We start from the raw sequence: 26027 nt of genomic DNA, 5'->3' as shown, positions 1-26027 counted from the left end.
GAATGCGGGGCATCGCGACCGAGCAGGAGTTCACCCATGATCCGCGCCAATGAGGTCCTTCCCGCCGGCACCTGGAATGCGGCGAGCGCCGCCGACCGCGTGGTGCTGCCGCATGATGGCCGCCACCGCCGCCGCATCGCCATGCGCGGGGAGGGCGATGTAGCCTTCCTGCTGGACCTCACTGAGGCGACCCACCTGAAGCATGGCGACGGCCTGAAGCTCGATGACGGCCGGATCGTCGCCGTGGTCGCGGCCGAGGAGCCGGTGGCGGAGATCGTCGCCCGCGACGCCCATCACCTCGCCCGCCTCGCCTGGCATCTCGGCAATCGCCACGTGGCGGCGGAGTTGCTGGCCGACCGCATCCGCATTGCGCGCGACAACGTGCTGGAAGAGATGGCGCGCGGTCTCGGCGCCACCGTGTCGGTGGTGGAAGCCGCGTTCGAGCCGGAAGGCGGCGCCTATGAGGCGGCGGAAGCCCACGGCCACGAGCATCACGCACATGAACACCATGCCCACGATCATCATGAGCACGGTGAAGCATGCGGCTGCGGCCACAGCCACCACGATCACGCGCACCACGATCACGCGCACCACGACCACGCGCACCATGGTCACGACCATGATCATGGGCACGATCATGGCCACGACCACGACCACAAACATGCTCACGAGCCGGCCCGCGACGTGATCCACGTGCACGACCATGACCACAAGCGCGGCCACGACCACGACGATCACCACCACGACCATGCCCACCGGCACGGCTGAGGCCGGCGGGCACCAGGACGCCGTCGACCTGCTGCCGCTGCTGGTCTGGCTGTCGCCGGCCTATCCGGTCGGCGCCTTCGCCTATTCGCACGGGCTCGAATGGGCAGTGGAGACCGGGGACATCCGCGATGCGGCGACGCTGATGGATTGGGTCTCCGACCTGATCCGGCACGGCGGGCCGTTCTGCGATGCGGTGCTGCTCGCTCTTGCCTGGCGCGCACTGCGCGATGGTTCGGACGCCGATCTGCGCGAAGTGGCGGAACTGGCGGCGGCGTTCGCACCCTCGCGCGAGCGGCAGATGGAGACGCTGAACCAGGGCGACGCCTTCATGACCGCGACCCGCGCCGCCTGGCCGGCGCCCAGGCTCGACCGGCTGGCGCACGCCTGGGACGGACGCGTCGCCTATCCGGTGGCGGTCGGCGTCAGCGCGGCGGCACATGGCCTGCCGCTTGCCTCCACACTCTCGGCTTTCCTCACCGCGGTGGCCGCCAATCTGGTCTCCGCCGCGGTGCGCCTGGTGCCGCTGGGCCAGACCGACGGCAACCGCGTGCTGGCCGGCCTCGTCGCCGAGGTGCGGGCCGCGGCTCAGGCGGCGCCCGACGTGCCGCTCGATGCGATCGCCTGCGCTGCGCTGCGCTCCGATATCGCCTCGATGCGCCACGAGACGCAATATACGAGACTGTTCCGAAGCTGAGTGCAGATGGGAGAAGGATGATGGAGACGAGCGGGCCGCTGCGGGTCGGCATTGGCGGGCCGGTGGGCTCGGGCAAGACCGCGCTGATGGAAGCGCTGTGCCGGACATTCCGCGAGCGCTACGACCTCTGCGCCATCACCAACGATATCTACACCAAGGAGGATGCCGAAATCCTCACCCGCGCCGGGGCGCTGCCCGCCGAGCGCATCATGGGGGTGGAGACCGGCGGCTGCCCGCACACCGCGATCCGCGAGGACGCCTCTGCGAACCTTGCGGCGATCGCGGACATGCGCGCGCGCTTCCCGAAGCTCGACCTCATCCTGATCGAATCCGGCGGCGACAATCTCGCCGCGACCTTCTCGCCCGAGCTTGCCGACATCACCATCTACGTCATCGACGTTTCGGCGGGGGAGAAGATCCCGCGCAAGGGCGGTCCCGGCATCACCCGCTCGGACCTCCTCGTCATCAACAAGATCGACCTCGCGCCCTATGTCGGCGCCTCGCTGGAGGTGATGGACCGGGATTCGCAGCGCATGCGCGGACGCCGTCCTTTCGTCTTCGCCAATGTGCGGGCGGGCCAGGGCGTCGAGGACGTGGCGCGCTTCATCGAGCAGGCCGGCGGCCTGGTGCCGCATGGTTCGAAGAGCCCGGCTCTCGCCGGTGTCTGAAAGGAGTGGTGTGGCACCCGGAAGTTTCGCTGAACGGGTTCACACCACATTCACTAAACATAAAAAGCGGGCATTAACAGCCCCAAAGTAACGTAGGGTTGCGCGTTTCGATATGGCATCTAGACGACGCGCGGGGTGAGGGCTGTTTGGAAGGTCGACACCGGTGAAGGGCAGAAAAATCTGCCGGACCGGCGCGTTCGACATCCGAAAACGCTCCTCGATCTTCGCCGACCGGGAAGACATATTCGATGGCATATCCGGTACCGGAGAACGAGGCGGAGCGGCTTGCGGAACTCTATGCCCTCGACATCCTGAATGCCTGCCCGACGCCGTCGATGGACGGCATCTGCGCCATTGCGTGTGAAGCGCTCGGTGCGACGTCGGCCTGCGTCGGCATGGTCGATCGCGACCGGCAATGGTTCAAGGCGACCTCCGGCATCGGCCTCGCCATTGACGGGACATCGCGCGAGGATTCCTTCAGCACCTGGACCATCCTGTCCGACGACATCCTCGTCGTGCCCGACACCACCGCCGATCCGCGCTTCCGCGACAATGCCTATGTCACCGGCGCGCCGCATATCCGCTTCTATGCCGGCGCTCCGGTCGCGGTGCGGCCCGGCCTCAATATCGGCGCGCTGTGCATCTTCGGGCCGGAGCCGCGCGAACTGACCGCCGGGGAGGCCGAGATCGTGCGCCATCTGGCGTCCGTCGTCGCCGACCAGATCCGCCTCCACGAGGCCACCCGCAGCGCCAAGAGCGAGCTCGAGCATCGCCGCACCAGCCAGAACCAGCTGGAGCACCAGAGCCGTGAACTGTGGCGGCGCCAGACGCTGCTGGCGCAGACCGAGCGCCTCGCCAAGGTTGGCGGCTGGGAATTCGACGTCGCCAGCGGCAAGCTCACCTGGTCGGACGGCGTCTATCGCATCTATGGCATGACGCCCGGGCGCGAGCCCTCGCCGGACCTTGCTTTGTCGCATTTCCCGAGCGAGGCCCGTGCCCAGTTCCAGCGCCGCTTCGAAGCCTCGCTGCGAACTGGCGAATCCTTCGAGCTGGAGCTGCCCTTCATCGATGCGCAGGGCCGCAACCGCATGGTGCGCAAGAGCTGCGACATCGAGCGCGACGGCGAGGCCGCGGTCCGCGCCTTCGGCATCCTGCAGGACGTCACCGAGCAGAAGGAAGCCGAGCAGCGCATGTGGCACATGGCCAATCATGATGCGCTGACCGACCTGCCCAATCGCGGCCTGATGCGCGACCGGCTCGACGTCGCGCTGCGCCGCGCCCGCCGCGCCGGCTGCCATGTCGTGCTGCTGCTGATCGATCTCGACCAGTTCAAGGACGTCAACGACGCGCTCGGCCACGATGCCGGCGACGCGCTGCTGATCGAGGCGGCGCGCCGGCTGATCGAATGCGTGCGCGAGGTCGACACCGTCGCCCGGCTCGGCGGCGACGAGTTCGTCGTGGTGCTGGACCGCGTCACCAGCGCGGCCGAGGGCATGGAAGTTGCCGAACGTATCCTCGAGGCGCTGCGCGAGCCCTTCGTCTATCGCCGTGGCAAGCTCTCGTGCCGCGGCAGCATCGGCTTCGCCATGGCACCGGAGCACGGCACCGATCCGCAGGAACTGCTCAAGAACGCCGACATCGCGCTCTACCGCGCCAAGGCCGCCGGGCGCGGCATCGTGGTGCAGTATGACGTGGTGATGCGCGAGGCCACCGAGAGCCGCGTCCAGCTCAATGGCCGCGTGCGCATGGGGCTCGAGAATGGCGAGTTCCTGCCTTATTACCAGCCGAAGATCTCGCTGCGCACCGGCGCCATTGCCGGCTTCGAGGCGCTGCTGCGCTGGCGCCATCCGCGCAAGGGGCTGCTCGGCCCGGGCGATTTCGCCGGCGCGTTCGAGGACACCGACCTCGCCATCGCCATCGGCGCCCGGGTGCTGGATGTCGCGGTGCGCGACATGCGCGAATGGCTGGATGCCGGCCACGAGTTCGGCCGCGTCGCCATCAATGTCACCTCGGCCGAATTCGCCCGCGGCGAGTTGGCCGAGCGGGTGCTCGACGCGCTTGCCGAGCGCTCGGTACCACCCGAGCGCCTCGCCATCGAGGTGACGGAGAGCGTGTTCCTCGGCCGCGGCATCGAGGCGGTGCGCCACAGCCTGTCGAAGCTGCACCATGCCGGCGTGCTGATCGCGCTCGACGATTTCGGCACCGGCTACGCCTCGCTCACCCATCTCAAGCAATTCCCGGTCGACCGCATCAAGATCGACCGCTCCTTCATCAGCGACATCGAGCGCGACGCCGATGACGCTGCCATCGTCCGCGCCGTGGTCAATCTCGGCCACAGCCTCGGCATCAAGACCACCGCCGAGGGCGTCGAGACGGTGTCGCAGGCGGCCTATCTCAGGATGAATGGCTGCGACTTCGCGCAGGGCTTCCTGTTCTCCAAGGCGCTGCCCGCGACCCGCGTGCCCTGGCTGCTGCGCAACTGGACCCCCGGCCGCTGGGCGGGCCTCGGCTTCCCGTTGGTCGGTGGCTCGGATCTGCTGCGCGGGCAGGATGCGCAGGGCGCGTAGCCAGCGACCCGTATTGTGCTGAGAGTTCGGCCGTGAGGGGCCTGTTCCGATCGTAGTTGACGACTTTCGCCGCTCCCGCCGCGCGGCTATGATGCCAATTGCGCGAGCTTATGTTCAGCGCTCAGGGTTGCAGCCATGTCGGTCGCCGGCCGAGACGACCTCCTGCCGCATCGCTCGGGCTCTCGCCGAGCAACAGCCTGGATGCGGCGGCGCGACTTCATCGCTTCGATGGTTGGGGTCGTGGCATGGGCAGGACCGGCACGCGCGCAACCGTCCGCCATGCCTGTGATCGGCTATCTCGGCTCCGAGAATCCGGAACGTTACGCCAGCCGCCTTGCCGCCTTCGCGGAAGGGCTGGCCGAGACCGGATATGTCGAGGGACGCAACGTCGCCATCCAGTTCCAATGGGCGGACGGGCAATATCGTCAATTGCCGGCGCTGGCGGCGGAACTCGTCAAGCGCGCGGTGACGGTGATTGTCGCACCGGGCGGTGCGGAGGTGGCGCTCGCGGCGAAGTCGGCCACGAGCGACATCCCGATCGTCTTCGAACTTGGCGGTGATCCCGTCGCGCTTGGGCTGGTAACCAGCCTGTCCCGGCCGGACGGCAACATGACCGGGGTGACGAGCCTGAGCGTCGAGGTTTCGCGCAAGCGCCTGGAGTTCATGAGCGAGTTGTTCCCGGAGGCCAAGCGCTTCGCGATTGCGGCCAACCCGACCAGCCCGACCGTCAACTCGCAATTGACGAATCTCCATGCCGCCGCCGCTACGCTCGGCCTGCAGCTGCGGGTGCTGAACGCCAGCAAGTCCGACGAATTCGAGGGGATGTTCGCGTCGGTCCGCGACATGGAGGCCGCCGGGCTCGTCTTCACTTCCGATCCCTATTTCGCCAATCGCAGCCGGCGGCTCGCCGAACTTGCCGCGCAGCATGCCGTTCCGGCGATCACCCAGAGCCGCGATTTTCCGGTGGCCGGCGGGCTGATGAGCTATGGCGGCGATTTCCAGCAATCGCATCGACACACTGGAATCTATGCCGGGCGCATCCTCAAGGGCGAGAAGCCGGCCGATCTGCCGGTCCAGCGCGTGACGAAAGTGGAGTTCTTCATCAATCTGAAGGCCGCCCAGTCGCTCGGCCTGACGGTCCCGCCTTCGCTCCTGAGCAGCGCCGACGTCGTGATCGAATAGCCTGTTCAACAGCCTGCTTGGCCGGAGAGACGGCGGACAAGGCCAGATGGTGACCAACGCACCGGCGCGCCCCCGGACCTCGCTGTTCACGAAATACTTCCTCGCCCTGTTCGCGGCGGTGGTTGTACCGCTTTTGATCGCGGGCGGAAGCGAGGCATGGCTCGGCTATCGCGATCAGCGGGCCCGGTTGAGCGATTTGCTCGACGCGGAGGCGCGACTCGCGGCCGTCAAGATCCAGGAATTCCTCGAAGGGATCCGCGACCAGCTCGGATGGATGGTGCAGCTTCCATGGTCGGTCGGCGCCGATGAGCGGCGCCGGCTGGACGGATTGCGCCTGCTGCGCCAGGTGCAACCCGTCCTGAGCCTGCGCCTGGTCGATTCTGCCGGCAAGGAGCGGCTTTTCGTTTCGCGGATCGGCCTCAACCGCATCGAGAGCGGCGACGACGATTCCCGCAATCCCGCCGTGATCGGCGCGAGAGCTCAGCGGGTCTGGTTCGGACCGGTCACCTTCCAGGGCGGTTCGGAACCCTACATGACGGTTGCAGTCGCGGGAAATCGCTCGGCCGTTGGCGTGGCGATCGCGGAGGTCAACCTGAAGTTCATCTGGGAGGTGATCTCCGCGATACGGGTGGGGCAGACCGGCAAGGCCTTCGTGCTCGACCAGCCGGGACGCCTCGTTGCGCATCCCGACATTAGCCTGGTGCTGCGTGCCGACCACGCCACGACCCGGCCGCTGCAGCTCCTGCGCGCCGCCATCCTGGCGCAGCCCGGCCAGGCCATCGCCGGTCGGGATATCGAGGGAGACGCCGTCATGGCAGCGATGGCGTCGATCCCCATGGTGGAATGGAGCGTCATCGTCGAGCAGCCGGCGGCGGAGGCGTTTGGGCCGATTTATGCGGCGCTGTGGCGGACCGGCGCCCTGCTCATCGCGGGCGCGATCCTCGCCGCGCTGCTCGCCTATTGGCTGACGCAGCGCATGGTCGGGCCGATCCGCCTCCTCGAGGATGGGGTCGCCCGGATCGGCGCGGGCCAGTTCGATCATCGCATCGAGCTGACCACCGGCGACGAACTCGAGCGCCTCGCGCAGCGCTTCAACGAGATGGCCGGCGAACTCGCCGTTTCGCAGGAGCGCTCGGAACGCATCAGCCGGCTCAAGCGCTTCCTCGCGCCGCAGGTCGCCGAACTTGTCGACCAAAGCGGCGACGATCGGGTGCTCGACGGGCGGCGCGTCGAAGTGGTGGCGGTGTTCTGCGATCTCCGCGGCTTCACCGCCTTCTCGACCCAGGTGAAGCCCGAGACCATCATCGGGGTGCTCGGCAGCTATTACGATGCGCTCGGAAGGGTGGTCGCGACGCATGGGGCGACGCTTACCAACTTTTCGGGCGATGGCGCGATGGTGCTGGTGAACGCGCCGGTCGCCTGCCCGGACCCGGCCGGGCGCGCGGTCGCGATGGCGCGCGACATGCAGGCAAGCGTTCAGACGCTTCTGGCCGAATGGCGCGCAGCGGGACATCAGCTCGGCTTCGGTGTCGGGTTGGCGATGGGGCCGGCGACAGTGGGGCGGATCGGCTCCGAAGGCCGCCTCGACTACACCGCGGTCGGCAATGTCGTAAACCTCGCCTCGCGCCTCTGCGCGAGCGCGAAGGACGGCGAAATCCTTATCGACCGCGTGGCGGCCCAGGCGGTCGGGACGGCCGTTGCGCTCGTCGAGCTGGAGGCGCGCTCCTTGAAGGGGTTCAACCGGCACGTTCATGTCTTCGGCGTCGATACGACTGCCACGCGTTAAAGCCCTTTCCGTTCGGATGGGATCATCCGAACGATCAGCACTCAACCCCGGTAGCGCAGCGCGTCGGCCAGCACGGCGAAAGCCGCCGAGGATTGGCGCCGGCTCGGATAATAGAGGTGATAGCCGGGGAAGGGCGGGCACCAATCTGCGAGCACGCGCACCAGGCGGCCCTCGGCAAGATGCGTCCGCACTGCATCCTCCGGCATATAAGCGAGCCCCAGGCCCGCAAGGGCCGCATTCAGCCTGAGGGCGAGGGTATTGAACACCAGTTGGCCTTCGACGCGTACCTTCAGCTCGCGTCCGTCCTTCTCGAACTCCCAGGCATAGAGCCCGCCATAAGTGGGCAGGCGCAGATTGATGCAGCTGTGAGCGGTGAGGTCCTGCGGCGCGAGCGGCGCCGGTCGGCTGGCGAAATAGGCGGGGGCGCCCACCAGGGCCATGCGCATGTCCGGCCCGATGCGCATCGCGATCATGTCCCGCGCCACCTGCTCGCCGAGCCGCACTCCCGCGTCATAGCCCTCGGCGACGATGTCGATCATGCCGTAATTGACGATGATCTCGACCTTGATGTCCGGATAGTCCGGCAGGACCTTTTCCAGCGCCGGCCAGAGGATCGCGTCGGCCGCGTGCTCGCCTGCGGTGATGCGGATGGTCCCGGCGGGCTTGTCCCGAAGCTCGCTCAGGGCCGCGAGTTCCAGTTCGATCTCCTCGAACCGCGGGCCCAGGCTCTGGAGCAGGCGCTCCCCCGCGACGGTCGGCGACACGCTGCGCGTGGTGCGGGTCAGCAGTCGAACTCCGAGCCGCTCCTCGAGCCGGCGGATGGTGTGGCTGAGCGCGGATTGCGAGGTGCCGAGTTGCGCAGCCGCCCGCGTGAAGCTCCGCTCCCTGGCGACGGCGAGGAATGCCGCCAGGTCTCCCAGTTCTTCGCGGCGCATTCATGAGCCTCCGATATAAGTCCATGCGATCTTTAGCGCCTAATCGCTAGAAGCGGCACGACCTATTTTCACGGCCTGGCGGATTGCTGGCCCCTCGCGTGCTGCGAGAGGGCAAGCGAGCGGCCCGCCTGTTCCGCAGCCCGTACACCGACGCTGCCCAATCAGAGAGCTGATCAATGAAGCTGCCCGCTGCCATGGCTGCCGTCATTTCGCTCGCCGTGCCCGCCGAGGCGGAGCAGGCCGGAGCACCCAGGCGTGTGGCGCCCGCCATCGTATATGAGGTCGCGCCGGCACTTGGCGCCTATACTGATGAGGTGCTGTTCGGCGATGTCTGGAAGCGCACCGAGCTCGCTCCACGCGATCGCAGCATGGTTACCATCGCCGCGCTCATCGCCGGCGGGCATACCGCCCAGATGACGGGCCACTTCAATCGCGCGCTGGACAATGGGGTGAAGCCCGGCGAGATCGCCGGGACCATCACGCACCTTGCCTTCTATGCCGGCTGGCCGCGGGCCATGTCGGCGGTCGGCGTCGCCAAGGACGTATTCACGCAGCGCGGCATCGGAGCCGAGCAACTCGCAGCGCAATCGAGCGAACGCATCCCCGTCGATGACGCCAGCGAGGCGCAGCGCGCGGCAGCGGTGGAGGCGCAGGCCGGAGCTGTCGCGCCGGCGCTCGCCCGTTACACCAACGTCGTCCTGTTCGGCGATCTGTGGCGCCGCGCCGACCTTGCGCCGCGCGATCGCAGCCTGGTGACGATCACCGCCTTGATCGCGGCCGGCCAGGTCGACCAACTGGCCTTCCACATGAACCGGGGGATGGACAACGGCCTGAGCCAGACCCAGCTTTCCGAAGTCATCACGCACCTTGCGTTCTATGCTGGCTGGCCGCGGGCGATGTCCGCGCTACCTGTTGCCAAGACGGTGTTCGAGACGCGCGCGGGCAGGCAAGACGTGGCCCCGGCGTCCGGCACGCGAGGGAGAACGGCCATGGAAATTCTGCGCCACGGTTCCCAGCCGCCCAGCGACGGGCCGGCGGATTATTTCACCGGCCGCGTCCGCATCGAGCAGCGGTTCCAGCGGAATGATCCGGCGCGCATCGGCGGCGCGTTTGTCTCGTTCGAGCCCGGCGCGCGCACCGCGTGGCATACGCATCCGCTCGGCCAGACGCTGATCGTGACCTCGGGCACCGGCTGGGTGCAGCGCGAGGGCGAGGACATCCAGGAAATCCGCGTGGGCGACATCGTCTGGATCCCGCCGGGCGAAAAGCACTGGCACGGCGCCACCGCGACATCGGCCATGACCCACATCGCCATAGCGGAGGCACGAGACGGCAAGAGCGTCGACTGGATGGAGCAGGTGTCCGACGAACAGTACGGACGCTGAAGCCCCGTTCCTCCGCGATGCAATGGAAGGAACAACAAGATGCAGATGCGCAAACTCGGAAACGGCGGCCTCGAAGTCTCGGCCATCGGCCTGGGCTGTATGGGCCTGAGCTTCGGCTATGGTCCGGCTCTGGACAAGCCGGCAGGGGTCGCGCTGATCCGCTCGGCGATCGAGCGCGGCGTCACCTTCTTCGACACCGCGGAAGTCTATGGCCCGTTCACCAATGAGGAACTGGTCGGTGAAGCGCTTGCCCCGGTTCGCGACCGGGTCGTGATCGCCACCAAGTTCGGTTTCGATACCAATGGCGGCGCGCGGCACGGCCTCAACAGCCGGCCCGAGCACATCAAGCGCGTCGCCGAGGCTTCGCTCAAGCGATTGAGGACGGAGTTCATCGATCTGTTCTATCAGCACCGAGTCGATCCGCAGGTGCCGATCGAGGATGTCGCGGGCGCGGTGAAGGAGCTGATCGCGGAAGGCAAGGTCAGGCATTTCGGGCTTTCCGAGCCCGGCGTGCAGACGATCCGTCGGGCCCACGCCGTCCAGCCGGTCGCGGCGGTCCAGAGCGAGTATTCGCTGTGGTGGCGCGAGCCCGAACAGGAGGTGCTGCCGGCGCTGGAAGAACTCGGGATCGGCTTCGTGCCGTTCAGCCCGCTGGGCAAGGGCTTCCTCACCGGCGCCATCAGCGAGACCACGACCTTCGACAGTAACGATTTCCGCAATGTCGTGCCGCGCTTCACGCCGGAGGCGCGAAAGGCCAATCAGGCTCTGGTCGATCGGCTCGGCGACATCGCCGCCCGCAAGCGGGCGACGCCCGCGCAGATCGCGCTCGCCTGGCTGCTGGCGCAGAAGCCGTGGATCGTCCCGATCCCCGGGACCACCAAGCTGCATCGGCTGGAGGAGAATATCGCCGCGACGGGTGTCGAGCTGACGCCCGATGATCTCGGCGAGATCGCAGGCGCCGTCTCCGCGATCACGGTGGAAGGCGCCCGCTATCCGGAGCATCTGCAGAAGCTGGTCGGCCGCTGAGCATCGGTGCCGCCCCCAAACGACAGGACCTGGGACTCATGACACAGGGCATCAAGGACAAGGTGATCGTCATCACCGGCGCCAGCAGCGGCCTTGGCGAAGCGGCGGCGCGCCGCCTTGCCGCAGAGGGTGCGAAACTCATCCTCGGCGCCCGCCGCCTCGATCGACTCCAGGCCCTCGCCGGCGAGCTGTCGCTCGGCGAGGGTGCTTTCGTGCGCACCGACGTGACCAGGGCCGAGGAGGTCAGGCATCTGGTTGACCATGCGGTGCGGACCCATGGGCGCGTCGATGTCATCATCAACAATGCCGGCCTCATGCCGCATTCGCCGCTGGAGCGCGGCAAGGTGGAGGACTGGGACCGCATGATCGATGTGAACATCAAGGGCGTGCTCTACGGCATCGCCGCAGTCCTGCCCTACATGAGCGCGCAGAAGAGCGGGCACATCATCAATGTGTCCTCGGTGGCGGGTCACAAGGTGCGCGCCGGCAGCGCGGTCTATGCCGCGACCAAGGCGGCGGTGCGGATGCTTTCGGAAGGGCTGCGCCAGGAAGTGAAGCCGTACAACATCCGGACCACGATCATTTCGCCGGGCGCCGTGGAATCCGAACTGCCGCAGAGCATCACCGAGGCGGACGTCGCCAAGGGGGTTCAGGACTTCTACGAGGCCAACGCCATCCCTGCCGACAGCTTCGCGCGCGCCGTCGCCTTTGCCATCAGCCAGCCCGCGGAGGTGGACATCAACGAGATCCTGTTCCGGCCGACGCAACAGGAATTCTAAGGCGAGCGCGCATAACTCCCTCTCCCGCTTGCGGGGGAGGGTCGGGAAGGGGGCCTCGCCGCACTCGGCCGCTTCCCCCTCCCGACCGGCTTCGCCGGCCACCTCCCCGCAAGCGGGAGAGGGAAGGAAGTAGTCCCACCGAATAGCCGGCAATCCTCCCTTGCGACCGCTACGTCAACGGAACGACTGACGCTGCGTCCGCATTATTGCCTTGATCGGCGCCGAGCCTCGTTCCACAAAACAGTGCTGGGCGCGAACCTGCGCCGCTTCCGGGGGGAAGGCATGCGTTGCTTGAAGGCGTTGCGCCGCCACTGCGCCAACATCGGTGCGGTGATCACGGCAAGTGTTGCGTTACTCTGCGCCTCGCTTCCCGCCCCCCTTTATGCCCAAGGCGCCATGGCGCCGGGCGACGCCGTCGTCACCGGCTTCTCCGGTGTTCGGCCCGGGCAGGGCGGTCCTGACGGGCTCGCCATCGATCTCGACGGCCCCTCCGCTCGCGTCGTCGCGCTGCAGAATCTCGGCGGCCCACCGCGCGGCCAGCTGGTCAATGCGCCGAAGCCCGGCACCATCACCGCCGGCCAGGTCGGCCAGGTGTTCGGTGTCGCGCTCGACGATGCCACCCCGCCGAACATCTATCTCGCCGCCACCTCCGCCTATGGCCTGCCGATCGTCGGCTCGAACGGCGCGCGGCTGCGCCAGGGTGCGCCCGGCGCCGCCTTCATGCCCGGCCTGTTCGGCCCGGCGCAGCAAAACGGCGGACCCGGCTCGATCTGGCGGGTGGATGGCCGCAGCGGGCAAGTGAACCTGTTCGCCGATGTGCGCTTCAATGGCCAGCCCAACACCGGCACCGGCCTCGGCGGCCTCGCCTTCGATCCCGCCAGCAAGCAGGTCTTCGCCGCCGACCGTTCGACCGGCATGATCCACGCCTTCGGCCTCGATGGCCGCGAGCATGGCGTCTATGACCATGGCAATGCCGGCCGCACCGCGCTCGGCATGGAACCGGTGGTGGACGCGCCGGAAGGCCGGCTCGACATCACGCAATCCGGTTTCGAGGTGGAACGGCCCGAGACCTGGGGCTTCGCCCCGCTGCCGCGCCTCGTCGGCGCGCTCGGCGTGCGCGAGGGTCGTCTCTATTATTCCGTGGCCGAAGGCCCGCAAATCTGGTCGGTCGGCGTCGGTCCGAACGGCTTCACCAGCGATATCCGCTTCGAGGTCGAGGTCCCCGCGCTGCGCGAGGGCATCGAGATTGCCAGCCTCACCTTCGACCGCTCCGGCCTGCTCTATGTGGCCGAGCGCGGCCAGCCGCTCGGCTCCTATGATTTCGGCGAGCTGGCGTCCCCGGGCGAAGCGCGCGTCATGCGCTTCCGGCCGCTGCGCGATCCCGATCCCGACAGCGGTGCGCTGTGGGATTCGGTCGGCGACGAATATGCCGTCGGCCTGTTGCCGGCCTTCTCCAATGGTGATGGCGGCGTCGCCATCGGCAATGGCTACAATGCGTCCGGCGCACTCGGCCCCTCGACCTGCGGCACCACGCTGTGGAGCACCGGCGAGCGGCTGCGCGATCCCGGTAACAACGCCCAGCCGCCCGGCGGCGGGCCGGCCGACATAGACGGCCTGCAGGGCAACGCGCTCGACATGATCCGGCCGAAGAACGAGCCGCCGACGACCGCCTGGTACATCGATTATGACGACAAGCCGGGCAACCCGGCGGCGCGCGGCTATATGGGCGCGATCGCGACCTGGCAGTTTTGCCGCCCGGTGCAGGGCAGCGCGGCTCCGCCGCCGCCTCCGCCGGTGGCGTTCGCCGCACCGCCGCCGCCGATGGTGGCTTATGGCTGCCCGCCGGGCACGGTGTGGGACGGTGAATTCTGCGCCGTGCCGGTGCGCTGCCCGGTCGGCACCCGCTTCCGCGACGGCGAGTGCGTCTATGACTGCCCGCCGGGCTTCGTGCGCTATCGCGGCACGTGCGCGCCGCCGCCGATCGTCTGCGACCGCTACGACATCTTCGTTGACGGGCGCTGCATACGGCCGGGCTGCCCGCCGGGCCTCGTCTGGCGCCGCGGCGGCTATTGCGGCTGCCCGCCGGACCTCGTCTATTTCAATGGCCGCTGCGGACGTCAGGATTTCTGCCCGCCGGGCCTGCGGCCGATGCCGGGCGGCTATTGCGGCTGCCCCCGCGGCGAGCGCTTCGACCGCGGTCGCTGCGAGCAGTATCGCCCCGATTGCCGCCGCGACGAGATCTTCCGCGACGGCCGTTGCTGGCCGCGGCCGATCGGCGATCGCTGCCCGCCGGGCTCGATCCGTCGCGGCGACTTCTGCGTGCGGCCGAACGATCCGTGGGTCGGCCCGCGCCCGGGTCCGGACTTCTGCCGCCGCGACGAGGTGTTCGTCGACGGCCGCTGCCGGCCGCGGCCGATCAGCGACCGCTGCCCGCCCGGCTGGGTGAGGCAGGGCGATTCCTGCACCCCCGGCTTCCGTCCGAAGCCCGGCGACGACCGTTGCCCGCCCGGCTGGGATCGTGACCGCGGCAGCTGCGTGCAGCGGCCGATAGGCCCGCGCCCGGGCGGTCCCGGCATCGGGCTGCCGCCCGGCATGGGCGGCTGCGCGCCTGGCTTCACGCGGCGCGACGGCAATTGTGTCGACAACCGCCCCGGCCGCCGTCCGCGTTCGGATGATGGACGGCCGGGCGGTGGGCCTGGTGGTCCCGGCCCGTTCGTTCCGGGCCAGGGCCAAGGTGGCGGTCAGGGCCAAGGTCGTGGCCAGGATCAAGGTCAGGGCCAGGGGCAAGGTCAGGGACGTGGCCAGGATCAGGGCCAAGGTCAGGGCCAAGGTCAGGGACGTGGCCAAGGCCAAGGCCAAGGTCAGGGACGTGGTCAGGGCCAAGGCCAAGGCCAAGGCCAAGGTCAGGGACGTGGCCAGGATCAGGGTCAGGGCCAAGGTCAGGGTCAGGGTCAGGGTCAGGGTCAGGGTCAGGGACGTGGCCAAGGCCAAGATCAGGGCCAAGGTCAGGGACGTGGCCAGGATCAGGGCCAAGGTCAGGGACAGGGCCAAGGTCAGGGTCAGGGCCAAGGTCAGGGTCAGGGACGTGGCCAGGGCCAGGGCCAAGGCCAAGGCCAAGGCCAAGGCCAAGGCCAAGGCCAAGGCCAAGGCCAAGGTCAGGGACGTGGCCAGGATCAGGGCCAAGGTCAGGGTCAGGGACGTGGCCAAGATCAAGGCCAAGGCCAAGGTCAGGGACGTGGCCAGGATCAGGGCCAAGGTCAGGGTCAGGGACGTGGCCAGGATCAGGGCCAAGGTCAGGGTCAGGGACGTGGCCAAGGCCAAGATCAAGGCCAAGGCCAAGGCCAAGGCCAAGGCCAAGGCCAAGGCCAAGGCCAAGGCCAAGGCCAAGGCCAAGGCCAAGGTCAGGGACGTGGTCAGGATCAGGGCCAAGGTCAGGGACAAGGTCAGGGACGTGGCCAAGGCCAGGATCAGGGTCAGGGACGTGGTCAAGGCCAAGGTCGCGGTCAGGGCCAGGATCAGCGCCAGCAACAAGAGCAGCAGCGGCGCGACGATCAGCAGCGCCAGCAGGACCAGCAGCGCCAGCAGCAGGAGCAAAAGCGCCAGCAGCAGGAGCAAAAGCGCCAGCAGCAACAGGACCAGCAGCGTCAGCAGCAGGAGCAGCGTCGCCAGCAGGACCAGCAGCGCCAACAGCAGCAGGACCAGCAGCGTCAGCAGCAGCGCGATGAGCAGCAGCGTCGTCAGCAACAGCAGCAGGAGCAGCGCCAGCAACAGCAGCGCGACAACCAGCAACGCCAGCAGCAACAGCGCAACGACCAGCAGCGCAATGACGAGCAGCGCCAGCAGCAGCAACGCGACGACCAGCGTCGCCGTCAGCAGCAGCAGGAGCAGCAGGGCCAGCAGCAGCGGCAACAGCAGCAGGAGCAACGCCAGAAGCCGCAGCAGCAACAGGACCAGCGCCGCCAGGGTGGCCAGCAGCAGGATGGTGGCCAGCAACAGCAGGACCGAAAGCAGCGCAATCGCGGTTGCCAGCCCGGACAGGAGAACTGCCCGCAGTGACTTGCGGGCAGTGACGGGCAGGGGAGGCTGGCGCTAGCTCGGGCGCAGCCCATCGGCGATTTCCATCGCCATGGCCGGGTTTGTCCCGGCCATCCACGGTCACTCTCCCGGCGCAGCCATGGATCTCCGGGACGAGCCCGGGATGACAGGTCGATCGGTCCAGCGGCGAGCAGCCTCTCAACCAGCGGTACCCCGTTGTGTTGTCGGCGCTCCTCGCGGCATGGCTGCAACACAGTGTCGCCGTCCGCTTCCGTGGTGCGCCGCACTCTTCCGGCGCGCTGCGTATCTGATAAGGTCCGCCCGCTTTTTGAGGCGCGGACCACATGGTGCATACTGAAGACGGCCTGAAGACGACCCGCCCGCTGCGGGTCGACGAATATGGCCGGCGCATCGTGCACTGGATCGCCGGCCTGTTCGACTGGGCCACCCGTTCGAACGGCCGGGCGGTGGCCTTCCTGCTGGCGCTCTGCGCGGTGTCGCTGCTGCCGGGCTTCTTCTTCATTCCCGTCGTCGACCGCGACGAGGCCCGCTTCGTCCAGGCCTCGCGGCAGATGGTGGAGAGCGGCGATCTCGTCGATATCCGGCTCGGCGACGTGCCGCGCTACAAAAAGCCGATCGGCATCTACTGGATGCAGTCGGCGATCGTCGGCGCCGCGCAGGCGCTCGGCGTGCCCGACGCCACCCGCACCATCTGGCTCTACCGCATCCCCTCGCTCATCGGCGCCGTGCTCGCGGTGCTGCTCACCTTCTGGGCAGCCTTGCCTTTTGTCGGAAGGCGCGGCGCGGTGTTCGCCGCCATCCTGCTCGCTACCTGCGCCGCGGTGGCGGTGGAGGCGCGGCTCGCCAAGACCGACGCGATGCTGCTCGCCACCATGGTCGCGACCATGGGCGCGCTGGCCCGCGCCTATCTCGCCCCGCCGGAGCGGTCCGGCAAGGTCGATATCCGCCTCGCCGCCATCTTCTGGGTGGCGATGGCCATCGGCATATTGGTGAAGGGGCCGCTGACGCCGATGTTCGCCGGCGTCACCATCATCACCCTTGCCGTCATCGAGCGCTCGATGCGTTTCGTGCGCCCGCTGGCGCCGGTGACCGGGCTGGTGCTGTGCCTCGTCGCCGTCTCCCCCTGGTTCGCGCTGATCCTGCTGCGCGCCGGCGACAGCTTCATCGCGCAATCGGTCGGCGGCGACATGATGAGCAAGCTGGCGGGCGGCCAGGAGGGCCACGGCGCTCCGCCCGGCACCTATCTGCTCGCCTTCTGGGGCTCGTTCTGGCCGGCGGCGCCGCTGGCTGCGCTCGCCGCGCCGCTGGTCTGGCGTGCCCGCCGGCTGAAGCCGGTGCGCTTCCTGCTGGCCTGGGTGGTGCCGAACTGGCTGATCTTCGAACTGATCCCCACCAAGCTGCCGCATTACGTGATGCCGACCTTCCCGGCCATCGCCATCCTTGTCGCCATGGTGGTGGAGCGCGGGGGCATGGCATTGGGCAATATGCGCTATGCCCGCGCGCTGTGGATGTGGCCGATCTTCGGCGCGGCGATCGCGGTGGGTGCGCTGGTCGGGCTTGCCGTGCTCGACGGCTCGACCTCGATCCTCGCCTGGCCCCTGCTGGTGGTCGGCTTCTTCGCCCTCGTCGTCGCCGTGGTGTTCGTCGGTGAGTACGGCGTGGAGAAATCCTCGCTGCTGGCCGTCGCCGGCATGCTGGTCTCCGGCTTCGGCGTGATGCAACTCATCGTGCCGGACATGAAGAGCGTGTGGATCTCGCCGCGCCTCGAGGAACTTGCTGCCAAGGAGCGCTGTGCGACGCCGGGCGTACCGGCGCAGATCGCCTCTGCCGGCTTCAACGAAGTGAGCCTGATGTTCGTGATGCCGGGGAAGGTGACCTTCACCAATGCCACCGGCGCCGCCGAATTCCTCGCCGAAGGCGGCTGCCGTGTCGTCTTCGTCGAGCGCCGCATGGAAGATGCGTTCGCGCGCCGCGCCGAGGAGTTGGGCCTGCGCCTTGAGCGCGGCGAGTCGGTGTTCGGCATGAATTTCAACAATGGCCGCAAGCTCGACATCTCGCTCTATCGCGGCAGCCGTCCGTAGCGGCACCTGGCGCTCCACCCGAGGATCGCTCCAGCACTGTCATCCAGACGCAATCATTGACGGACATTGCAGGGGCCTTCGGGCACGCGTGCGGCCCTGGATCCCGGCGAGGGCCGGACGGAGTGCCGAATTCCCTATGTCCGACCAACTGCTTGATACTGCCGCAACCGCACCGGCCAGAGTGACGCTGCTGGCGAGCCTGGTGATCCCGGCCCGCAACGAGGCTGGCAACATGGCGCCGCTGATCGCCGATATCGAGCGCATGGCCAAAGGCTTCGGTGCGCTGGAGGTGATCGTGGTGAGCGACGGCTCGACCGACGGCACCGATGCCGAGCTCGCCCGGCTGATGGCGACGCGCCCATGGCTCCGGGGGCTGCGTCATGATCGCTCCTGCGGCCAGTCCGCGGCGATTCGCACTGGTGCCCGAGCGGCCGGCAGTGGCGTCATCGTCACGTTGGACGGCGACGGCCAGAACGATCCCGCCTTCATCCCCGCCCTGGTACGCGCTTTGATCGATGGCGGGCCGGCGGTCGGGCTGGCGCAGGGCCAGCGGGTCGGGCGCAAGGACACCGTCTCAAAGCGTTACCAGTCGAAGATCGCCAATGCGGTGCGCCGCGCCGTGCTGCGCGACGACACCCGCGACACCGGTTGCGGGCTGAAGGCGATCCGCCGCGAGCTCTATCTCGCTCTGCCCTATTTCGATGCGCTGCACCGGTTCATGCCTGCCTTGGTGCGGCGCGAAGGCTATGAGGTACGGCTCGTGGACGTGCTCGACCGCCCGCGGTTCACCGGCCAGTCCAATTACGGCATCTGGGACCGCATGTGGGTCGGCATGCTCGATCTCGCCGGGGTTTGGTGGCTGATCCGCCGCCGCCGGCCATCCCCCGTCGTCACCGAGGTGCCAGGCCATGCTGGTTGATATCGCCCACGCCGTTGGCGACTATCTGCACGATGTGTTCGTGATCCAGATCGATGGCTGGATCATTCTTGGCTTCGTCGCCCAATTGCTGTTCACCGGCCGCTTCGTGGTGCAGTGGCTGGCGAGCGAGAAGGCCGGCCGCAGCGTGGTGCCCTTCGCCTTCTGGAGCTTCTCCATCGGCGGCGGCGCGCTGCTGCTGATCTATGCGCTGTACCGCAAGGACCCGGTGTTCATCGCCGGGCAGCTGCTGAGCCTCGTCATCTATCTGCGCAACGTCCAGTTCGTGCTGCGCGAGCGCCGCCGCGACAACGCCGAGGCGGCACAGCAACAGGCGTGAGAACCACGTCATCCTGAGGTGCCCGGAGCCAGCCGGGCCTCGAAGGATGCTGAAGCAGAAGACGGCTATCGGGGATCGGCATCCTTCGAGGCTCGCCTTGCTCGCACCTCAGGATGACGTTGTACCTAAGCCAGCTTCGCGAGCCCGCGCTCCAGATCGGCGATGAGGTCTGCCGGATCCTCCAGCCCGATATGGAAGCGCACCGCCGGCCCACCCGCCGCCCATTGCGTCGCGGTGCGGTAGGTCGAGCAGTCGAACGGGATGGCAAGGCTCTCGAAGCCGCCCCAGCTATAGCCGAGGCCGAACAGCCCCAGGCTGTCGAGGAAGGCGTCGACCGCGCTTTTCGGCGCTGGCTTGAGGATGATGCTGAACAGGCCGGACGAGCCCTTGAAGTCGCGCTGCCAGATGGCGTGGCCGGGATGCTCCGGCAGCGCCGGGTGCAGCACGCTGAGTACTTCCGGGCGCGCGGCAAGCCAGCGTGCCACTTTCAGCGCCGATTCCTGGTGCCGCTCCAGCCGCACCGCCATGGTGCGCAGCCCGCGCGCGGCGAGGAAGGCGTCTTCCGGCGCCACGGTGATGCCGAGATCGCTATAGGCACCCTTAATGCGTGGCCATAGCGCGGCATTGGCCGAGATGGTGCCGAGATTGAGGTCGGAATGGCCGCCGAGATATTTGGTGCCGGCCTGGATCGAGACATCGACGCCAAAATCGTGCGGGCGGAAGAAATAGGGCGTCGCCCAGGTATTATCCATCAGTGTGGTGACGCCGCGCGCGCGTGCCGCCGCGACGATGGCCGGCACATCCTGCATCTCGAAGGATTGCGAGCCCGGTGATTCCATGAACACCGCCCTGGTGTTCTCGCGGAACAGCCCGGCGATGTCGGCGCCGACCAGCGGATCGTAGAAGGTGGTGGCGATTCCGAGGCGCCGCAGCTGCGCAGTGCAGATGCGCCGGCTCGGCTGATAGACAGTGTCGACCATCAGCAGGTGATCGCCGGCATCGAGCAACGCGAGCAGCGCCAGGCCGACCGCCGACAGCCCGGAGGGGGTCAACACCACGCCGGCTCCGCCTTCCAGCTTGGTCAGGGCCGTCTCAAGGCCCTCCAGTGTCGGGCTGCCGCGCCTTCCATAGCTATAGCGGCCGGTATGGCCTTCCATGTCCGCGACGGTGGGGGAGAGGACGGTTGAGCCCCGCACCACCGGGACATTCACGAAGCCGTCAAAACGCGCGGGATCGCGGCCGGCGACGACGATCTCGGTCGCCGTTGCGAGCGGTGGTCCGTTATGGCCGCCACTCTTGTTCTTGTTGTCGTTCCCCGAATGCCCTGCCATCTCGTCTGCCATCTGCTCGCGGCGCCCCGCAGGCATTGACGCCATCGCCGACAGTAGCGTCAAGCGCTTGACCGGGCAGTGGTAGGGCGCTCAGACTGACGTGGCGTCGGCTACCATAGGGAGAGCCGGCGGACGCGCTGTTCCCAGACGAAAGGCGCACCGCCGACAGCCCGGAGGGGGTCAACACCACGCCGGCTCCGCCTTCCAGCTTGGTCAGGGCCGTCTCAAGGCCCTCCAGTGTCGGGCTGCCGCGCCTTCCATAGCTATAGCGGCCGGTATGGCCTTCCATGTCCGCGACGGTGGGGGAGAGGACGGTTGAGCCCCGCACCACCGGGACATTCACGAAGCCGTCAAAACGCGCGGGATCGCGGCCGGCGACGACGATCTCGGTCGCCGTTGCGAGCGGTGGTCCGTTATGGCCGCCACTCTTGTTCTTGTTGTCGTTCCCCGAATGCCCTGCCATCTCGTCTGCCATCTGCTCGCGGCGCCCCGCAGGCATTGACGCCATCGCCGACAGTAGCGTCAAGCGCTTGACCGGGCAGTGGTAGGGCGCTCAGACTGACGTGGCGTCGGCTACCATAGGGAGAGCCGGCGGACGCGCTGTTCCCAGACGAAAGGCGCACCTCGCCATGATGCGAATCTGTGTGGGACGGCACGCTACTTGCCTACGAATTTCACCCATGACGCCGGGGAAGCGGCGTTCATGCACAAAACGATACTCATGAAGAAGGCTGCCGCCATGAAACGCCTCCTCTCCACACTGGCTCTCGCCGGTGCCTTCGGCCTCGTCGCCGCCGGCGCGCAGGCCGCGAAGCTGGATCAGATCAAGTCCAAGGGCTTTGTCACCTGCGGCGTGAGCCAGGGCCTGCCGGGCTTCTCCACGCCCGATGACAAGGGCAACTGGACCGGCATGGACGTGGATCTGTGCCGCGCCGTCGCCGCGGCGATCTTCAACGACGCCACCAAGGTCAAGTTCACCCCGCTCTCGGCCAAGGACCGCTTCACTGCGCTGCAGTCCGGCGACATCGACGTGCTGTCGCGCAACACCACCTGGACCATGTCGCGCGATACCCAGCTCGGCCTGAACTTCGCCGGCGTGAACTATTATGACGGCCAGGGCTTCATGATCCGCAAGGACAAGAAGGTGAACTCGGCCCTCGAGCTCTCCGGCGCCTCGGTCTGCACCCAGACCGGCACCACCACCGAGCAGAACCTTGCCGACTTCTTCCGCGCCAACAACATGACCTATGAAGTCATCGCCTTCGCCACCAATGACGAGGTGGTCAAGGCCTATGATGCCGGCCGCTGCGACGCGCTCACCACCGATCGCTCGGGCCTGGCCGGCGAGCGCCTCAAGCTGACCAACCCGGACGACCACATCGTGCTGCCGGAGATCATCTCCAAGGAGCCGCTCGGCCCGGTGGTCGCCCATGGTGACGACCAGTGGTTCGACCTGGTGAAGTGGACGCTGTTCGCCCAGATCAATGCCGAAGAGCTCGGCATTACCTCGAAGAACGTCGACGAGCAGCTGAAGTCGGCCAACCCCGAAGTAAAGCGCCTGCTCGGCACCGAAGGCAATTTCGGCGAAATGCTCGGTCTCTCCAAGGACTGGGTGGTGCAGATCGTGAAGCTCGTCGGCAATTATGGCGAGGTCTATGATCGCAATGTCGGGCCCAACACCCCGCTGAAGCTCGAGCGCGGCACCAATGCGCTGTGGAGCAAGGGCGGCCTGCAATACGCCCCGCCGGTTCGCTGATGACGACACGCGGCTTCCCGGTCCACCGGGAAGCCGCCCTGCTATTGAGCCGGCATAAGATCGGCGCGATAATCGCATGAAGCGGGCCTCGAATGAGGCGAAGGGGGATCATGGCAGACATAGCTCAACCCGTTCCGCTCCGGACGGGGACGTCGTTCGTAAACGATCCGCGCGTGCGCAGCATCGTGCTGCAGGTGGTGGCACTGGCCCTGGTCATCTTCCTAGGCTGGATGTTCTTCGACAATGTCCGCGACAACCTTGCCGCGCAGCGCATCGCCACCGGCTTTGGCTTCTTCGACAAGACCGCCGGCTTCGGCATCAACCAGACCCTGATCTCCTACAGCGAGACCTCGACCTATGGCCGCGCCTTCCTGGTCGGCCTGCTGAACACCCTGCTGGTCGCCGTGGTCGGCATCTTCTTCGCCACCATCATCGGCTTCCTGGTCGGCATCGGGCGGCTTTCCAAGAACTTCGTGGTGCGGCTGCTCTCGACCGTCTATGTCGAGGTGCTGCGCAATCTGCCGCCGCTGTTCCAGATCCTGTTCTGGTACCTCGCCGTGCTGAGCGCGATGCCCAATCCGCGCCAGAGCATCAGCATCTTCGGCGAGGCGTTCGTGTCCAATCGCGGCATCATCGTGCCGCGCCCGCTGTTCGGCGAGGGCACCGGCCTCGTACTCTGGGCGTTCGGCCTCGGCCTGCTGCTCACCATCCTGCTGTCCGGCCTGTCGGCGAGCCGGCGCGAGGAAACCGGTCGCGGCCTGCGCATGCTGCCGATCGGCCTCGGTTTGCTGGTCGGCCTGCCGCTGCTGGCGATGGTCTATACCGGCTTTCCCATCAGCTTCGAGCGCCCCGAGCTGAAGGGCTTCAACTTCGTCGGCGGGGTGCGGGTGATCCCGGAATTCGTCGCGCTCACCGTGGCGCTCTCCACCTATACGGCGGCCTTCATCGCCGAGAATGTGCGCTCCGGCATCCAGTCGGTGAGCCATGGCCAGACCGAGGCGGCGAACTCGCTCGGCCTGCGCTCCGGCCCGACCTTGCGCCTCGTGGTCATTCCGCAGGCGATGCGGGTGATCATCCCGCCGCTGACCAGCCAGTATCTCAACCTCACCAAGAACTCCTCGCTGGCGGTCGGCATCGGCTATCCCGATCTGGTCGCGGTGTTCGCCGGCACCTCGCTCAACCAGACCGGCCAGGCGATCGAGATCATCGCCGTCACCATGGGCGTCTATCTCGCCATCTCGATCTTCACCTCCGTCATCATGAACGCCTACAACAAGCGCGTCGCGCTGGTCGAACGGTGAGGGCGCGGACATGACGATGAGCGACAGCTCCTCTTACATCCGCACCGAGATGGAGGCGTCGCGGCCGCCTCCCGGCAGCCAGGTCGGCGTCATCGGGTGGATGCGCGCGAACCTGTTCTCCAGCGCGCTCAACACCATCCTGACCGTCATCGGCATTGCGCTGGTGGTCTGGATCGTGCCGCCAATGGTGAAATTCTTCTTCATCGACGCGGTGTGGAAGGGGCAGAACCGCGAAGCCTGCCTCGGCCCCGGCGTCGGTGCCTGCTGGCCGTTCATCCAGGCGAAGTTCGGCCAGTTCATCTATGGCTTCTATCCGGGCTCCGAGCGCTGGCGCGTCAATATCGTCTTTGCGCTGGGCGCCTTGTTGCTGGTGCCGCTGCTGGTGCTGTCCTGGCCCGGCAAGCGGCTGAACGCGATCCTGTTCTTCGCCGTCTACCCAGTCGTCGCCTTCATCTTGCTTACCGGCGGCAACGTCAACGCCAACGCCTTCCTGTTGCAGCGCTTCGGCCTGATCCGCCCGCTCACCGGCGACGTCATGGTGATGGGCGTCAACCTCGCCTTCTGGGCGGATTACGTGCTCACGACATTGATCGTCATGGGTGTCGCGTCGCTGATCGGCTCGCTGGTCGGCGCCGGCAAGGCCACGGCGCAGACGGTGTTCTGGATCTTCCTGGCGCTTGGCATCGTCATCTTCGTCTGCGACATCGATTTCGGCCTGCCTTATGTCGAGACCAGGCAATGGGGCGGGCTCTTGGTGACGCTGGTGATCGCCGTCACCGGCATCGTCACCTCGCTGCCGCTCGGCATATTGCTGGCGCTCGGCCGGCGCTCGAAAATGCCGATCGTGCGGCTGCTGTGCGTGATCTTCATCGAGTTCTGGCGCGGCGTGCCGCTCATCACCGTGCTGTTCTTCGCCACCTACATGCTGCCGCTGTTCCTGCCGGCCGGTACCAATCCGGACGGCTTGCTCCGGGCGCTGGTCGGCGTCGCGCTGTTCTCGGCCGCCTATCTCGCCGAAGTGGTGCGCGGCGGCCTGCAGGCGATCCCCAAGGGCCAGTATGAAGGCGCCATGGCGATGGGGCTCACCTGGAGCCAGATGATGCGGCTCATCGTCCTGCCGCAGGCTTTGACGATGGTGATCCCGAGCATCGTGAACAGCTTCATCAGCCTGTTCAAGGACACCACGCTGGTGCTGATCGTCGCCATCTTCGACTTCCTCGGCCAGCTGCGCGCGGCGTTCACCGACCCGAACTGGGCAAGCCCGGTAACCCTCTATACCGGCTTTGCTTTTGCCGGTGTCGTGTATTTCTTCTTCTGTTTCGGCATGTCACGCTACTCGCTGTTTGTGGAACGGCGGCTCAACACCTCCCACCGGCATTGAACGACGGAGACCATGGATGTCCCAAGCCCCCTCGATCGTCCCAAGCGATGAAATTCCTGCCGTTCATGTCGAGCCGGCCAAGGAAGTCGCCGTCGAACTTATCGGTGTGCATAAATGGTTTGGCGAATTCCATGTGCTGAAGGACATCAACCTTCGGGTGAAGCGCCGCGAGCGCATCGTCGTCTGCGGGCCCTCGGGTTCCGGCAAGTCGACCATGATCCGCTGCATCAACCGGCTGGAGGAGCACCAGCAGGGCAGCATCGTGGTCGATGGCATCGAGCTCACCAACGACCTCAAGCGCATCGATGAGATCCGACGCGAGGTGGGCATGTGCTTCCAGCACTTCAACCTGTTCCCGCATCTGACCATCCTGGAGAACTGCACGCTTGCCCCGATCTGGGTGCGCAAGATGCCGAAGAAGGATGCGGAAGACCTCGCCATGCACTTCCTGCGCAAGGTGAAGATCCCCGAGCAGGCCAACAAGTATCCCGGCCAGCTTTCCGGCGGCCAGCAGCAGCGCGTCGCCATTGCCCGCGCGCTGTGCATGAAGCCGAAGATCATGCTGTTCGACGAGCCGACCTCCGCCCTCGACCCGGAAATGGTGAAGGAGGTGCTGGAGACCATGGTGAGCCTCGCCGAGGAAGGCATGACCATGCTGTGCGTGACCCACGAGATGGGCTTCGCCCGCCAGGTGGCGAACCGCGTCATCTTCATGGATGCCGGCCAGATCATCGAGATGAACGAGCCGAACGAGTTCTTCTCCAACCCGCAGCACGAGCGCACCAAGCTGTTCCTCAGCCAGATCCTGCATTGAGGGGTGGTTTGATAGCCCATTAAGTCGTCATCCCGGCCGCAGCCCACGGGTCTTGCCTTTGGCAAGCCCGAGGACAGGCTCCGTGGAGAGCCGGGATCGTAGGAAGGTGAAGAGCGTTTGCGCGATCCCGGATCGGCCTGACGGCCGTCCGGGATGACGTCTTCAGGGCACCACATCCCCCAACGTTCAGTGCCGGTTCAGGTGCTCCGCCCGATGTATCGCGGCGGCTGCACCGATGCGGCGGACAGCGATCCAGGAGAC

Annotated in this window: 20 protein-coding genes; 17 read left to right on the top strand and 3 right to left on the bottom strand. The window is 67.1% G+C overall.

What is annotated here, in order from left to right; translation table 11 throughout:
• Nucleotides 1-36 precede the first annotated feature (36 nt).
• The 6 genes from G3545_RS05390 to G3545_RS05365 all read left to right on the top strand — a co-directional run bounded on the left by G3545_RS05390 (nt 37) and on the right by G3545_RS05365 (nt 7665).
• Nucleotides 37-768 (top strand): urease accessory protein UreE, encoded by a 732-nt coding sequence (locus G3545_RS05390; protein WP_170010545.1) that lies wholly within the window; start codon nt 37-39, stop codon nt 766-768.
• Nucleotides 704-1462, top strand: coding sequence for an urease accessory protein UreF (locus tag G3545_RS05385; RefSeq protein ID WP_170010543.1), 759 nt, complete (start codon nt 704-706; stop codon nt 1460-1462). The genes G3545_RS05390 and G3545_RS05385 overlap by 65 nt, the downstream gene beginning before the upstream one ends.
• 17 nt (nt 1463-1479) lie before the next feature.
• On the top strand, nt 1480-2130 hold the full coding sequence (gene ureG / locus G3545_RS05380; RefSeq protein ID WP_170010541.1) for an urease accessory protein UreG: 651 nt from the start codon (nt 1480-1482) through the stop codon (nt 2128-2130).
• Nucleotides 2131-2378: 248 nt separating this feature from the next.
• Nucleotides 2379-4697, top strand: a complete 2319-nt coding sequence (locus tag G3545_RS05375) for an EAL domain-containing protein (protein ID WP_170010539.1) — start codon at nt 2379-2381, stop codon at nt 4695-4697.
• A gap of 201 nt (nt 4698-4898) precedes the next feature.
• Nucleotides 4899-5879, top strand: coding sequence for an ABC transporter substrate-binding protein (locus tag G3545_RS05370; RefSeq protein ID WP_170010537.1), 981 nt, complete (start codon nt 4899-4901; stop codon nt 5877-5879).
• Between the two features lie 49 nt (nt 5880-5928).
• On the top strand, nt 5929-7665 hold the full coding sequence (locus tag G3545_RS05365) for an adenylate/guanylate cyclase domain-containing protein (protein ID WP_246702701.1): 1737 nt from the start codon (nt 5929-5931) through the stop codon (nt 7663-7665).
• Between the two features lie 41 nt (nt 7666-7706).
• Here G3545_RS05365 and G3545_RS05360 read toward each other — a convergent pair whose 3' ends face one another.
• Nucleotides 7707-8600 carry a LysR family transcriptional regulator gene (locus tag G3545_RS05360; protein WP_170010533.1) on the bottom strand — a complete coding sequence of 298 codons (894 nt, stop codon included), beginning with the start codon at nt 8598-8600 and terminating at the stop codon, nt 7707-7709.
• 176 nt (nt 8601-8776) lie between these two features.
• On the opposite strand from G3545_RS05360, the gene G3545_RS05355 reads away from it, so the two are divergent.
• The 7 genes from G3545_RS05355 to G3545_RS05325 all read left to right on the top strand — a co-directional run bounded on the left by G3545_RS05355 (nt 8777) and on the right by G3545_RS05325 (nt 19183).
• The gene (locus G3545_RS05355; RefSeq protein ID WP_170010531.1) at nt 8777-9985 is read left to right on the top strand and encodes a carboxymuconolactone decarboxylase family protein; all 1209 of its coding nucleotides are present in this window, start codon (nt 8777-8779) and stop codon (nt 9983-9985) included.
• A gap of 39 nt (nt 9986-10024) precedes the next feature.
• On the top strand, nt 10025-11011 hold the full coding sequence (locus G3545_RS05350; RefSeq protein ID WP_170010529.1) for an aldo/keto reductase: 987 nt from the start codon (nt 10025-10027) through the stop codon (nt 11009-11011).
• Nucleotides 11012-11049: 38 nt separating this feature from the next.
• Entirely contained in the window at nt 11050-11790 is a 741-nt protein-coding gene (locus G3545_RS05345) for an SDR family oxidoreductase (RefSeq protein WP_170010527.1), read from the top strand.
• A 282-nt stretch (nt 11791-12072) separates the two neighbouring features.
• On the top strand, nt 12073-15846 hold the full coding sequence (locus G3545_RS05340) for a hypothetical protein (protein ID WP_170010526.1): 3774 nt from the start codon (nt 12073-12075) through the stop codon (nt 15844-15846).
• A 323-nt stretch (nt 15847-16169) separates the two neighbouring features.
• Nucleotides 16170-17927 carry a glycosyltransferase family 39 protein gene (locus G3545_RS05335; protein ID WP_170010524.1) on the top strand — a complete coding sequence of 586 codons (1758 nt, stop codon included), beginning with the start codon at nt 16170-16172 and terminating at the stop codon, nt 17925-17927.
• A gap of 136 nt (nt 17928-18063) precedes the next feature.
• Nucleotides 18064-18846, top strand: coding sequence for a glycosyltransferase family 2 protein (locus G3545_RS05330; protein ID WP_170010522.1), 783 nt, complete (start codon nt 18064-18066; stop codon nt 18844-18846).
• Nucleotides 18836-19183 carry a lipid-A-disaccharide synthase N-terminal domain-containing protein gene (locus G3545_RS05325; RefSeq protein WP_170010520.1) on the top strand — a complete coding sequence of 116 codons (348 nt, stop codon included), beginning with the start codon at nt 18836-18838 and terminating at the stop codon, nt 19181-19183. The genes G3545_RS05330 and G3545_RS05325 overlap by 11 nt, the downstream gene beginning before the upstream one ends.
• A 125-nt stretch (nt 19184-19308) precedes the next feature.
• Here the strand turns inward: G3545_RS05325 and metC are convergent, their stop codons facing one another.
• Together metC and G3545_RS29860 are read right to left on the bottom strand one after the other, a co-directional pair.
• Nucleotides 19309-20514, bottom strand: a complete 1206-nt coding sequence (metC, locus tag G3545_RS05320; RefSeq protein ID WP_170010518.1) for a cystathionine beta-lyase — start codon at nt 20512-20514, stop codon at nt 19309-19311.
• Nucleotides 20465-20977, bottom strand: a complete 513-nt coding sequence (locus tag G3545_RS29860) for a PLP-dependent transferase (protein ID WP_281411727.1) — start codon at nt 20975-20977, stop codon at nt 20465-20467. Before G3545_RS29860 ends, metC begins: the two co-directional genes overlap by 50 nt.
• A 276-nt stretch (nt 20978-21253) precedes the next feature.
• On the opposite strand from G3545_RS29860, the gene G3545_RS05310 reads away from it, so the two are divergent.
• The 4 genes from G3545_RS05310 (at nt 21254) to G3545_RS05295 (ending at nt 25766) form a co-directional block, all read left to right on the top strand.
• A complete protein-coding gene (locus G3545_RS05310; RefSeq protein ID WP_170010516.1) occupies nt 21254-22270 on the top strand; it encodes an amino acid ABC transporter substrate-binding protein in 1017 nt (338 codons plus the stop codon).
• A 110-nt stretch (nt 22271-22380) separates the two neighbouring features.
• On the top strand, nt 22381-23571 hold the full coding sequence (locus G3545_RS05305; RefSeq protein ID WP_170010514.1) for an amino acid ABC transporter permease: 1191 nt from the start codon (nt 22381-22383) through the stop codon (nt 23569-23571).
• Between the two features lie 10 nt (nt 23572-23581).
• Entirely contained in the window at nt 23582-24952 is a 1371-nt protein-coding gene (locus tag G3545_RS05300; protein WP_170010512.1) for an amino acid ABC transporter permease, read from the top strand.
• Nucleotides 24953-24968: 16 nt separating this feature from the next.
• The gene (locus G3545_RS05295) at nt 24969-25766 is read left to right on the top strand and encodes an amino acid ABC transporter ATP-binding protein (RefSeq protein ID WP_170010510.1); all 798 of its coding nucleotides are present in this window, start codon (nt 24969-24971) and stop codon (nt 25764-25766) included.
• Nucleotides 25767-26027 lie beyond the last annotated feature (261 nt).

The sequence above is a fragment of the Starkeya sp. ORNL1 genome, assembly GCF_012971745.1.
GTDB lineage: Bacteria > Pseudomonadota > Alphaproteobacteria > Rhizobiales > Xanthobacteraceae > Ancylobacter.
The sequence above is the reverse complement of the archived record's forward strand: the minus strand, read 5'-3'. Positions and strand labels throughout refer to the sequence as shown.

Coding starts and splice junctions, on each gene's coding strand:
- G3545_RS05390 (WP_170010545.1), top strand. CDS start 37: ATGATCCGCGCCAATGAGGTCCTTCCCGCCGGCACCTGGAATGCGGCG.
- G3545_RS05385 (WP_170010543.1), top strand. CDS start 704: ATGACCACAAGCGCGGCCACGACCACGACGATCACCACCACGACCATG.
- ureG (WP_170010541.1), top strand. CDS start 1,480: ATGATGGAGACGAGCGGGCCGCTGCGGGTCGGCATTGGCGGGCCGGTG.
- G3545_RS05375 (WP_170010539.1), top strand. CDS start 2,379: ATGGCATATCCGGTACCGGAGAACGAGGCGGAGCGGCTTGCGGAACTC.
- G3545_RS05370 (WP_170010537.1), top strand. CDS start 4,899: ATGCGGCGGCGCGACTTCATCGCTTCGATGGTTGGGGTCGTGGCATGG.
- G3545_RS05360 (WP_170010533.1), bottom strand. CDS start 8,600: ATGCGCCGCGAAGAACTGGGAGACCTGGCGGCATTCCTCGCCGTCGCC.
- G3545_RS05355 (WP_170010531.1), top strand. CDS start 8,777: ATGAAGCTGCCCGCTGCCATGGCTGCCGTCATTTCGCTCGCCGTGCCC.
- G3545_RS05350 (WP_170010529.1), top strand. CDS start 10,025: ATGCAGATGCGCAAACTCGGAAACGGCGGCCTCGAAGTCTCGGCCATC.
- G3545_RS05345 (WP_170010527.1), top strand. CDS start 11,050: ATGACACAGGGCATCAAGGACAAGGTGATCGTCATCACCGGCGCCAGC.
- G3545_RS05340 (WP_170010526.1), top strand. CDS start 12,073: ATGCGTTGCTTGAAGGCGTTGCGCCGCCACTGCGCCAACATCGGTGCG.
- G3545_RS05335 (WP_170010524.1), top strand. CDS start 16,170: ATGGTGCATACTGAAGACGGCCTGAAGACGACCCGCCCGCTGCGGGTC.
- G3545_RS05330 (WP_170010522.1), top strand. CDS start 18,064: ATGTCCGACCAACTGCTTGATACTGCCGCAACCGCACCGGCCAGAGTG.
- G3545_RS05325 (WP_170010520.1), top strand. CDS start 18,836: ATGCTGGTTGATATCGCCCACGCCGTTGGCGACTATCTGCACGATGTG.
- metC (WP_170010518.1), bottom strand. CDS start 20,514: ATGGCAGGGCATTCGGGGAACGACAACAAGAACAAGAGTGGCGGCCAT.
- G3545_RS29860 (WP_281411727.1), bottom strand. CDS start 20,977: ATGGCAGGGCATTCGGGGAACGACAACAAGAACAAGAGTGGCGGCCAT.
- G3545_RS05310 (WP_170010516.1), top strand. CDS start 21,254: ATGAAACGCCTCCTCTCCACACTGGCTCTCGCCGGTGCCTTCGGCCTC.
- G3545_RS05305 (WP_170010514.1), top strand. CDS start 22,381: ATGGCAGACATAGCTCAACCCGTTCCGCTCCGGACGGGGACGTCGTTC.
- G3545_RS05300 (WP_170010512.1), top strand. CDS start 23,582: ATGACGATGAGCGACAGCTCCTCTTACATCCGCACCGAGATGGAGGCG.
- G3545_RS05295 (WP_170010510.1), top strand. CDS start 24,969: ATGTCCCAAGCCCCCTCGATCGTCCCAAGCGATGAAATTCCTGCCGTT.